The organism is Streptomyces sp. WAC05292 (assembly GCF_003949955.1).
Taxonomy (GTDB): domain Bacteria; phylum Actinomycetota; class Actinomycetes; order Streptomycetales; family Streptomycetaceae; genus Streptomyces; species Streptomyces globosus.
In genome coordinates, this window is sequence record NZ_RPSE01000208.1 from 1 (window position 1) to 10,772 (window position 10,772).

Sequence of the window (10,772 nt, forward strand, 5' to 3'; positions counted from 1 at the left end):
TCGACGCCTGGTGCTCGGACAGACCCCGCGCCCGCACCCGCACCACACCCCTAGAAGCACTCCGCCCTGCCGACCAGAGGCCGGCAGGGCGGAGAAAGCTACGTGCCCTCAATTAGCCAACAGCATCCCCGCCGTGGGCGGGACCGGGGCACCGGATGGGCCGTGCGTGCGTCAGGCGCGGCCCGCGGCCGCGTCGGCGGCCTGTGCCTTCAGGGCGCGCTCGACGCCCGAGCGGGACTCCGAGACCAGGCGGCGCAGGGCCGCGTTCGGCTCGGCCGAGGCCAGCCAGGCGTCCGTCGCGTCCAGGGTCTCCTGCGACACCTGCAGCGAGGGGTACAGGCCGACCGCGACCTGCTGGGCGATCTCGTGGCTGCGGCTGTCCCAGACGCCCTTGACCGCCGCGAAGTACCTCTCCGCGTACGGGGCCAGCAGCTCGCGCTGGTCGGCCTGGACGAACCCGCCGATCACCGCCTCCTGCACGGCGTTCGGGAGGTCGCCCGACTCCACCACCGACGCCCAGGCCGCGGCCTTGGCCTCGGCCGTCGGGCGGGCCGCCCGCGCGGTGGCCGCGTGGCGCTCGCCGGCCGCCGTGGGGTCGCGCTCCAGCTCGGCCGCGATGGCCGCCTCGTCGGCGACGCCGGTCGCCGCCAGCCGCTCCAGGAACGCCCAGCGCAGCTCGGTGTCGACGGCCAGGCCCTCGATCTCGGCCACGCCGTCCAGCAGGGCCTTCAGGTAGGTCAGCTGGTCCTCGGTGCGGGCCGTCGCGGCGAACGCCCGCGCCCACGCCAGCTGGTGGTCGCTGCCCGGCTCCGCGGCGCGCAGGTGCTCCAGCGCGGCCTCGGTCCACGCCGCCAGGCCCTCCTCGCGCCACGCCGGGTCGGCGTACAGGTCGAGGGCCAGCTTCACCTGGCGGTGCAGCGACTGCACGACGCCGATGTCCGACTCCTTGCCGATGCCCGACAGGACCAGCGACAGGTAGTCGCGGGTCGCGAGCTCGCCGTCGCGGGTCATGTCCCACGCCGACGCCCAGCACAGCGCCCGCGGCAGCGAGTCCGTGAAGTCGCCCAGGTGCGCGGTGACGTTCGCCAGGGACACCTCGTCGAGGCGCACCTTGGCGTACGAGAGGTCGTCGTCGTTCAGCAGCACGACGGCCGGACGGGCCCGGCCGACCAGCTCCGGCACCTCGGTGAGCGCGCCGTCGACGTCCAGCTCGATCCGGTCGGTGCGCACGAGGCGGCCGCCGTCCAGGTCGTACAGGCCGATCGCGATCCGGTGCGGGCGCAGCGTCGGCTCGCCCTGGGCGCCCGCGGGGAGCGCCGGGGCCTCCTGGCTGACCGCGAAGGAGGTGATCACGCCATCGGCGCCGGTCTCGATGCGCGGGCGCAGGACGTTGATGCCGGCGGTCTCCAGCCACGCCTTGGACCAGGCGGCCAGGTCACGGCCCGAGGTCTCCTCCAGGGCGCCCAGCAGGTCCGACAGGCGCGTGTTGGCGAAGGCGTGCGCCTTGAAGTACGCCTGCACGCCCTTGAAGAACGCCTCCATGCCGACATAGGCGACGAGCTGCTTGAGCACCGAAGCGCCCTTGGCGTAGGTGATCCCGTCGAAGTTGACCAGGACGTCGTCCAGGTCGCGGATGTCCGCCATGATCGGGTGCGTGGAGGGCAGCTGGTCCTGCCGGTAGGCCCACGTCTTCATCGAGTTGGCGAAGGTGGTCCACGCGTGGGGCCACTTCGAGCCCTCCGCGTACGCCTGGCAGGCGATCGAGGTGTACGTCGCGAACGACTCGTTCAGCCACAGGTCGTTCCACCACTCCATGGTGACCAGGTCGCCGAACCACATGTGCGCGAGCTCGTGGAGGATGGTCTCGGCGCGCACCTCGTACGCGGCGTCCGTCACCTTCGAGCGGAAGACGTACTGGTCGCGGATGGTGACCGCGCCCGCGTTCTCCATCGCGCCCGCGTTGAACTCCGGCACGAACAGCTGGTCGTACTTGGCGAACGGGTAGTCGTAGGCGAACTTCTCCTGGAACCAGTCGAAGCCCTGCCGCGTGACGTCGAAGATCGCCTCGGCGTCCAGGAACTCCGCCAGGGAGGGCCGGCAGTAGATGCCGAGCGGCACGACCTGGCCGTTCGGGCCCTCGTACGTGCTGTGCACCGCGTGGTACGGGCCCACGATGAGCGCGGTGATGTACGTCGAGATCCGCGGGGTCGGCGCGAAGCGCCACACGTTGTCCTTGACGTCGGCGGCGTCCGGCGTCGGCGAGTTGGAGACCACCGTCCAGCCCTCGGGCGCCGTCACCGTGAACTGGAACGTCGCCTTCAGGTCGGGCTGCTCGAAGCTGGCGAACACGCGCCGCGCGTCCGGCACCTCGAACTGCGTGTACAGGTAGGCCTGCTGGTCGACCGGGTCGACGAAGCGGTGCAGGCCCTCGCCCGTGTTGGTGTACGCGCAGTCCGCGACGACCTTCAGCTCGTTGGCGCCCTGGAGCAGGTGCGGCAGCCGGATGCGGGAGTCCCGGAAGACGGCGGCGACGTCCAGGGACGTGCCGTTCAGGACGACCTCGTGCACGGCCGGGGCGACCAGGTCGATGAAGGTCTCGGCGCCCGCCTCGGCGCTCTGGAACCGCACGGTCGTCACGGAGGGGTACGTCCCGCCCTCCTGCGCGCCGCTCAGATCGAGGTCGATCTCGTACGAATCGACGCTGAGCAGCTTCGCCCGCTGCTGAGCCTCTTCACGGGTCAGATTCGTGCCAGGCACGCGTTTCATCTCCTTCGATGGTGACGTTCGCGGTCATCCTTGCATGCCGCAGCGGTCTCCACCCGGCGGATTTCCCCCGCCGCCCCGGGTACGCCGCAGGGGTGGCGCCGGCACCCGGCACCACCCCTGCGCGCCGGAGTCAGGACCGGCCGAGCTCCTCGGCGACGAGCTCCGCGATCTGCACCGCGTTCAGCGCGGCGCCCTTGCGCAGGTTGTCGCCCGAGAGGAAGAGCGCGAGGCCGTGCTCGACGGTCTCGTCGACGCGGATGCGGCCCACGTACGAGGCGTCCTTGCCGGCGGCCTGGAGGGGGGTCGGGATCTCCGACAGCTCGACGCCCGGCGCGTCCTTCAGCAGCTCGTAGGCGCGCTCCACGCTGATCGGGCGGGCGAAGCGGGCGTTGACCTGGAGGGAGTGGCCCGAGAAGACGGGGACGCGCACGCAGGTGCCCGAGACCTTCAGGTCCGGGATCTCCAGGATCTTGCGGGACTCGTTGCGGAGCTTCTGCTCCTCGTCGGTCTCGAAGGAGCCGTCGTCCACGATCGAGCCGGCCAGGGGGAGCACGTTGAAGGCGATGGGGCGCTTGTAGACCCCGGGCTCCGGGAAGTCGACGGCACCGCCGTCGTGGGCCAGCTCGGCGGCCCGCTCGGCGACCTGCCTGACCTGGCCGTCGAGCTCGGCGACGCCGGCGAGGCCGGAGCCCGACACGGCCTGGTAGGTGGTGGCGACGAGCGCCTCCAGCCCGGCCTCGTCGTGGAGGGGGCGCAGCACCGGCATGGCGGCCATGGTGGTGCAGTTCGGGTTGGCGATGATGCCCTTGGGGCGGTTCGCGACCGCGTGCGGGTTGACCTCGGAGACGACCAGCGGCACCTCGGGGTCCCGGCGCCACGCGGAGGAGTTGTCGATCACCACGGCGCCCTGGGAGGCGACCTTCTCGGCGAGGGCCTTGGAGGTGGCGCCGCCCGCGGAGAACAGCACGATGTCCAGGCCGCTGTAGTCGGCCGCGGCGGCGTCCTCGACGGTGATCTCCCGGCCCTGCCACTCCAGGGTGGAGCCCGCGGAGCGGGCGGAGGCGAACAGGCGCAGCTCGTCGACCGGGAACTTGCGCTCGGCCAGGATGCTGCGCATGACTCCGCCGACCTGGCCGGTGGCTCCGACGATTCCTACCCTCACGGTGACTCCTTTTGGTGCGTACGACGCGGGCGCGTGGAGCCATCATGCGTTCGACCCCACAAGGCTTGTCCAATCCATTGTCCGAGGAGCGGACGATGTTCCGGGCGCGGCGGTAGTTTGCGCAGGTCGGGGCCGGTCCTGGCGCGGCGGGGAGGGCAAGGGGAAGGGGCGGGCGCCGTCGGCGCCCGCCCCTTCGTCACGCGGTCATGCGGTGGTGCGGCCGGGAGGCCGCCGGATCAGGAAGCGACCTTCTCGATCTGGACGCTGCCGGTGCCGGCGGCGGTGCCGCGGGCGTTCAGCAGCTTGACCTCGCCGAAGAACTGCCGGCCCTCGGGGGCCGGGCTGCTCGCCACGACGTTGGCCGAGACGCTCGCCGAGGCGCCGTTCGCGAGGTTCACCGCGGCGTTCTCGTCGACCTGGACGGAGCCCAGGGCGGAGGAGAAGTAGACGTCGCGGTAGTCGTACGTGGTGGAGCCGGCCGGAACCGCGTAGCCGGTGACCACGATCGTGTAGGTGCCGGCGCCCGGGTTCACCAGGCTCACGGTCTCCTCGGAGTCGCCGTCGGCGGAGGAGCCGACCTTCACGCCGTCCTTGAAGACGTCGAGGTCGAGGTCGGCGCCGGTGTCCGAGGTCCTGCCGATGGCCACGTCGAGGCGGGAGACGCCCTCGCCGACGGTCACCGTGGTGGTCTGCTGCTCACCGTTCGCGATGGTCGGCTTGGCGACCTTCGCGGAGCCGAGCGAACCGCCCTGGAGCTTGCCGCCGGAGATGGCCGCGGCGTCGTTCCTGACCGTCCACTGGACCGGGGCGGGAGTGCCCTGCTTCACCTCGGGGAGAACCTTGACCGCCGGGTCGAAGGCCGCGCCGAGGATGCTCACGTCCAGCTTGAAGGGGTTGTCGAGCAGCGGCGACGTGCGGCGCGACTCGACCTCGATCTCCCAGACGCCCGGCTGCGGGTTCTCGTACGAGCGCAGGTCGGGGCGGCACTTGTTCGCCGGGTTGTCGTAGTTCGGGTAGCACTGCGTGGTGGCGCTGTCCTCGACGCCCAGGCCGTACGGGTGGATCGAGATGAAGCGCGTCTGGCTGCCCGCCGCGAGACCGCCGAGGGCGACCTCGAGGGACTTCGCGCCCTGCGGCACGGTGACGAAGTACGACTTGTGGCTGTTGCGCTGCACGGACGAGGTGTCCGAGAAGGTGAACGACGGCTTCGCCAGCGGGGCCGCGGCGACGACCGTGGCCAGGACCTGCTTGTCGATGCCCTCGGTGGTCTCGTCGTCCAGCTGCAGGATGCCGCTGTGCACGCCGGCCGTCGTCGCCTTCGCCTCGACCTTGATCGTGACGGGCTTGTTCAGCGGCAGGGTGACGTAGTCGTAGCCGCCGATGACCTTGAAGGTGCCGTCGTTGTTCCGCCAGCTCAGGTTGTGGCGGGTGCCGTACTTCACGCCGGTGGTGCGGGTGACGACGACGTCGTAGACCTTCTTCTGGCCGACCTTCAGGCCGCCCTCGCGGTCGTAGATGCCGGTGCCGAAGCCCGGGGTCTTCAGGAACTGGTCGATCGCGGTGTCGACCGGCGCCTTGACGGTGAAGTCGTTGGCCTTGGCGTCGCGCTGGACGGACTCCCAGGCGGCGTTGACGTCGATCAGGCCGGCGCCCTGCGCGTGCGCGGGCACGTCCTTGATCGTCTTGGCGGTGCTGGTGAGCGCGATGCGCAGGGCCGCCGGGGTCAGCTTGATGTTGTGCTGCTTGGCGGCGGAGAGCAGCAGCGCGCCCGCGCCGGCCGCCTGCGGCGACGACATCGAGGTGCCCTGGAGCATGCCGTAGCCGGCCGGCAGGTCGTAGCCCGCCTCCTTCACCGGCGCGCCGGGCAGCCAGGTCTGGATGGTGTTGATGGCCGCGCCGGGGGCGGTGAGGGTCGGCGTGAAGCCGCCGTCCTCGCGCGGGCCGCGCGAGGAGAAGGGGAACATGGCGTACTTCTTGTCCACGCCGGAGCCGTAGTTGGCGGCCCAGGTCTCCTTGGAGACCGCCGCGCCCACGGAGATGACCTTGTCGGCGAGGCCGGGGTCGCCGATGGTGTTGACGCCGGGGCCCTCGTTGCCCGCCGAGATGACGAGCTGGACGCCGTAGGTGTCGATGAGGTTCTTGTACAGCTCGGCGCGGGCGTTGTTGCCGTCGTTCAGCGCCGGCAGGCCGCCGATCGACATGTTGACGATGTCCACGCCGCGGTTGACGACGAGGTCGATCATGCCCTCGGTCAGCGCGATGTTGGTGCAGCCCCCCGACCAGGAGCAGGCGCGCGAGGAGACGAGCTTGGCGCCGGGGGCCTGGCCGTTCATCTTGCCGCCGAACAGGCCGTTCGCCGCGGTGATGCCGGCGACGTGCGAGCCGTGCTCGGACTCGATGATGCCGATGTTGACGAAGTCGGCCTTCTTGCCGACCCAGTCCCCGCCCAGCGGGTCCATCGGGACGTCCTTGCGGATCTGGATGACGAACGGGATGCGCTCGGCGACCGCGGTCGCCGGGTTGTCCGTCCCGAACCAGCCGATCTGGAAGCCGTCCTTGTACGGCTTCATCGGCTCGTTGTCGGTGAAGTCGCCGTTTTGGTCGGTGTCGACGCGGACGGTGCCGGCGGCCGGGTCGTAGAGCATGCCGAACCGGTCGGTGGTGTCGCCGTCCCGGTTGACGTCGCCCTTCATGTCGCCGTTGGCGGTGATCGACTCGCTGAAGCGGCTCCACTGGAAGGAGCCCTCCGGGGCCTTCCAGCTCTGGCCGCCCGCGGCGAAGCTGCCGCCGGAGGACGTCACCGGAGTGATCTGCGCGCGCCACGTGCCGTCGTTGTCGGTGATCGGGTCGGTCGCGGTGACCCAGTCGACGATCTTGCGCTCGCCGGTGGTGGTCTGCTGCAGGGCGGGGTGGGCGATGTCGACGCCCGAGTCCAGGATGCCGATGGTCACCCCGCGGCCGTCGGCCTGCGGGTTGTTCGCGACGAAGTCCACCGAGCCGGTCTCGAAGGACGGGTTGTACGGGTTCTTCGCCGGGGTGTTCTTGTCCGGCGCCGCGAAGCTGCCCGCAGCCGTCTTCTTGCCCGCACCGGACTCCTTGCCCGCGTCGGGGCGCGGGTCCGGCAGCCGGATCTCGTGCTTGAGGTCCATGGCGTGGACGGACGACAGCTTGGCGGCCGCCTTCAGCGCGGCCTCGGCCTTGCCGGTGGGCAGGGTGGCGCGCACGTAGCCGAGCTTGTCGTTGGCCTGGCCCACCGAGGCGCCCTTGACGGCCGCGATCTGGTCGGTGACCTGCTTGGTCTGGCCGGGGGCGGTGGCCACCATGACCGTGACGGTCGCCTCGCCCTTGGCCTTGGCCTCCTGCAGCAGTTCGGCGTCGGCCGAACCGAGCTTCTGGTCGGCGGACTTGACGGCCGGCCCGGTGCCCGCCGCACCGGTGCCGGGGGCCGGCGCCGCGAAGGCGGGCATGGCGCCCGCGCCCGCGAGAGCGGCCACCAGACCGGCCGCGGCCGCGACGCGCGCGACGCGCCGGGCCCCGGATATCGAACTGGGGGATTCGAAGGTCATCAGCATCCCTGGATAAGTGAAAGATACGGTCCGGATTTCGGTGCCGGATGACCGGTCAGCTTTGCCTAACTGCCCGCTGTTTGGGGAGGCCTGTCATTTACCGAGACCTGACATGGCGCACTCTCGCCAGCTCGGACTTCCCGCCATCGGGGCCGTACCGGGGCATACTCCGGCGAACCACGGGTTCCAGGGAGTGGATTTGTCGACTTCCCGACCTTCACGGGGTTGGCGGGGTGCGGTCAGCACCCGCCCGGGTGTGACAACTTCCGGCGTTTCAGCGCTCGCGCGTGCGCGCGTAGTGCCGCGAGGCCTTGGCGCGGTTGCCGCAGGCGGCCATCGAGCACCAGCGGCGGGTGCCGCCGCGCGAGGTGTCGTGGAAGTGCAGCACGCAGCTCGCCGAGGCGCACTTGCGGATCCGCTCCGGCCCGGAGCGCAGCAGCGCCAGGTAGCCGTACGCGGCCGTCCACGCCGGCCCCCAGGACCGGTCGTCGAACTCGGGCCGCTCGCCCGGGCCTTCCTCGCCGAGTGTCGGCCGGATGCGCCCGTGCTCCAGCACGGCGTCGACCAGGGCGCGCGCACCGGCGTCCGCCGGGTCGGCCACGGCGCGGGCGATGGCCTCGCGCGCGGTCAGCAGGTGGACGAGGGCCGACGGGTCGGCGCGGAAGCGGTCGGCCAGGCCCGCGGCGCGCAGCCAGACGGCGAGCCCCTCCATGCGGGTCAGCCCGGCCGCGCCGGCGAACAGGTCGACGGGCGCGCCGTCCTGCATCCAGCGCGTGTTCAGCAGGTCCAGGGCGATCGGCTCGCCGGTCAGGGGGCGCGGGTCCGCCGCCTCCGCTGTGGCCATGTCGCCGTTCCTCCTCGCATGCCGGCCGACCCCTCCAGCGTACGCGGCCGGTTGACGCGCTCGCGCCTAACCCTTAATTTCGATTTAGATGGTTAGAACGTCGGCGGGGGCCCGCCGGCCCTGTCGAAGGGGGAACAGCCGTGACGGCTGCCGTCAGCACGCTCCGCACCGGCCACATCGGCCTGAACGTCACCGACCTCGACCGCTCGCTCGCCTTCTACCGCGACGCCCTCGGCTTCGAGCCGCTCGGCGAGGGCAAGGAGGACGGCCGCCGCTTCGCCTTCCTCGGGCGGGACGGCGAACTCGTCCTCACCCTGTGGCAGCAGGCCGAAGGCGGGTACACCCCCGCCGCGGCCGGACTGCACCACCTCGCCTTCACGGCCTCCGGGATCGGCGAGGTGCGCGCCCACGAGGCCCGGCTGCGCGAACTCGGCACCCCCTTCGTCCACGACGGCGTCGTCGCCCACGGCGAGGGCACCGCCTCCGGCGGGATCTTCTTCCTCGACCCGGACGGCACCCGCCTCGAAATCTCCATCCCCACCGGCGCCCACGGCGCCCCCGCACCCACCCCGAACGCCCCGACCTGCGGATTCTTCTAGTACGCCCGAGAGGAGACGGCCATGGAGCGGTACCACCGCGGCTCGATCGCGGTACAGGAGCGGGTCGGCGTCCGCGCGGCCGCCGAGCACGTGGGCCGCTCCATCGGCCCCGGCATCAAGGACGTCGCCGCCGCGTTCCTGGCCCGCCAGCCGCACCTCGTCGTCGGCGCCGCCGACGCGAGGGGCCGGATGTGGGCCTCACTGCTCACCGGTCCGCCCGGCTTCGTGCGGGCCGCCGGACCCGCCCGCATGGAGGTCGCCGGCGGGGTGCCGGAGGGCGATCCGCTCGCCGCGGCGCTCGCCGCCGGCGGGATCCCGGTCGGCACGATCGCGCTCGACCCGCGCACCCGGCGCCGGATGCGGCTGGGCGGCACCGCGCGGGCCGTCCCCGGCGGGTTCGCCGTCTCCGCCGAGCGGGTCTTCTCCAACTGCCCCAAGTACCTCCAGAAGCGGCAGCCGCTGCGGACCGTCCCCGACGGGCCCGGCGTGCTGCGCCGCGCGCCCGCCCTCGACGCCCGCCAGGTCCGGGCCGTAGGCGGCGCCGACACCTTCTTCGCCGCCACCGTCCACGCGGAGGGCGCCGACGCCAGCCACCGCGGGGGCATGCCCGGATTCGTCGAAGTGCTGTCGCCGACCGAGCTGCGCTGGCCGGACTACCCGGGGAACTCCATGTTCCTCACCCTGGGGAACCTGGCCGCCGACCCGCGGGCCGGGCTGCTCTTCCCGCACTGGGAGAGCGGCGCACTGCTCCAGCTCAGCGGCCGGGCGCAGACCGAGTACGCGCCCGACGGCGGCCGCAGCGTCCTGTTCCGCGTCGAGGAGGCGGTGGAGAGCCTGCACCCGGGGCGGCTGCTGTGGAGCGCCCCGGAGTTCTCGCCCGCGAACCCGGCGCCGCCGCCTCACCGCGGCAGGACGACCAGGTAGGCGGCGGGCTCCCGGCCGGCGGCCGCGGCCAGTGCGGTCCGTACGACCGCGGCCTGCTGCTCGGGCCAGTCCCGCAGCTTGCGCGGGGTGATGTGCAGGACGGTCACGCCGAGCCGCTCCAGCGCGTCGCGCTTGCGGACCGCCTCCGACCAGTCCTCGTCCTCGCCCTGCCGCGGCGCCCGCGTGTCGATCTCCACGGCGACCGCCTGCTCCGGCCAGTACGCGTCGACGCCGCCCAGGTGCGGGCCGCCGGGCAGGCGCAGGTCCACGTTCCACAGCGGCTCCGGCAGACCGAAGCCGCCCACCAGCCGGTAGAGCCGGTCCTCGGCGATGGCCCGGCCCTCCGCGAGCAGCGACTCCACCGCGTCCACCACGTGCGGCCGGTTCAGCAGCCGGGCCAGCGTCAGCTCCCGCACGACGGCGGCCGGCTCGCAGTGCCCGGCGCGGACGGCCTCGCTCAGGATCCGGCGGACCGTGCCCGCGTTCGACAGCCCGGCCACCGCGTCCGCGACCGCCCGGGCGACGGGCGCCACCGGCAGCCCGGTCACCTCCAGCGGGCGCGGCGGAGTGTGGGCGCGGACGAACCGCACGCTGCCGACGGAGCGCAGCCGGCGGGTGTGCGGCACCAGCACGTCGATCCGCGGCAGGGAGGACAGGGCGGGGGCCGAGGCGAACCCGTACAGGGCCAGCGCCGCCGGCCCGGTGATCATCGCCTCGCCGCCGCGCCGGCCCGCGTACAGCAGCGCGGCGTGCAGCCGCTCCTCGCTGGTCGCGGCGCCGGGGTGCAGCACGAACACCCCCGGCAGGATCTCCTGCCAGGACCGGGCGGCGGCCTCCGCGGCACTGACTCCGTGCTCGCGGAGCTGCGCGAGGGTCAGGACACGGGGGCGGCTGGCGGTGAGGTGGGCGAG

The 10,772-nt window shown here is 72.5% G+C and carries 7 protein-coding genes; 2 read left to right on the top strand and 5 right to left on the bottom strand.

The features are described from left to right. Nucleotides 1-171 precede the first annotated feature (171 nt). The 4 genes from pepN to EF903_RS20610 all read right to left on the bottom strand — a co-directional run bounded on the left by pepN (nt 172) and on the right by EF903_RS20610 (nt 8,338). A complete protein-coding gene (pepN, locus tag EF903_RS20595; RefSeq protein ID WP_125545297.1) occupies nt 172-2,757 on the bottom strand; it encodes an aminopeptidase N in 2,586 nt (861 codons plus the stop codon). A gap of 139 nt (nt 2,758-2,896) precedes the next feature. Further along, a complete protein-coding gene (locus EF903_RS20600; RefSeq protein ID WP_125545299.1) occupies nt 2,897-3,928 on the bottom strand; it encodes an aspartate-semialdehyde dehydrogenase in 1,032 nt (343 codons plus the stop codon). Nucleotides 3,929-4,164: 236 nt separating this feature from the next. Next, nucleotides 4,165-7,494 carry a S8 family serine peptidase gene (locus tag EF903_RS20605; protein ID WP_125545300.1) on the bottom strand — a complete coding sequence of 1,110 codons (3,330 nt, stop codon included), beginning with the start codon at nt 7,492-7,494 and terminating at the stop codon, nt 4,165-4,167. A 274-nt stretch (nt 7,495-7,768) separates the two neighbouring features. Then, entirely contained in the window at nt 7,769-8,338 is a 570-nt protein-coding gene (locus EF903_RS20610) for a CGNR zinc finger domain-containing protein (protein ID WP_125545302.1), read from the bottom strand. A gap of 140 nt (nt 8,339-8,478) precedes the next feature. On the opposite strand from EF903_RS20610, the gene EF903_RS20615 reads away from it, so the two are divergent. Beyond that, complete coding sequence (locus EF903_RS20615; protein ID WP_125545304.1) at nt 8,479-8,937, top strand: VOC family protein; 459 nt, start codon at nt 8,479-8,481, stop codon at nt 8,935-8,937. 21 nt (nt 8,938-8,958) lie between these two features. Continuing rightward, nucleotides 8,959-9,861 (top strand): pyridoxamine 5'-phosphate oxidase family protein, encoded by a 903-nt coding sequence (locus EF903_RS20620; protein WP_125545306.1) that lies wholly within the window; start codon nt 8,959-8,961, stop codon nt 9,859-9,861. Here the strand turns inward: EF903_RS20620 and EF903_RS20625 are convergent. Continuing rightward, nucleotides 9,837-10,772 (bottom strand): hypothetical protein (locus EF903_RS20625; protein WP_312845949.1); only part of this gene is annotated, 936 nt, incomplete at its 5' end. The genes EF903_RS20620 and EF903_RS20625 overlap by 25 nt on opposite strands.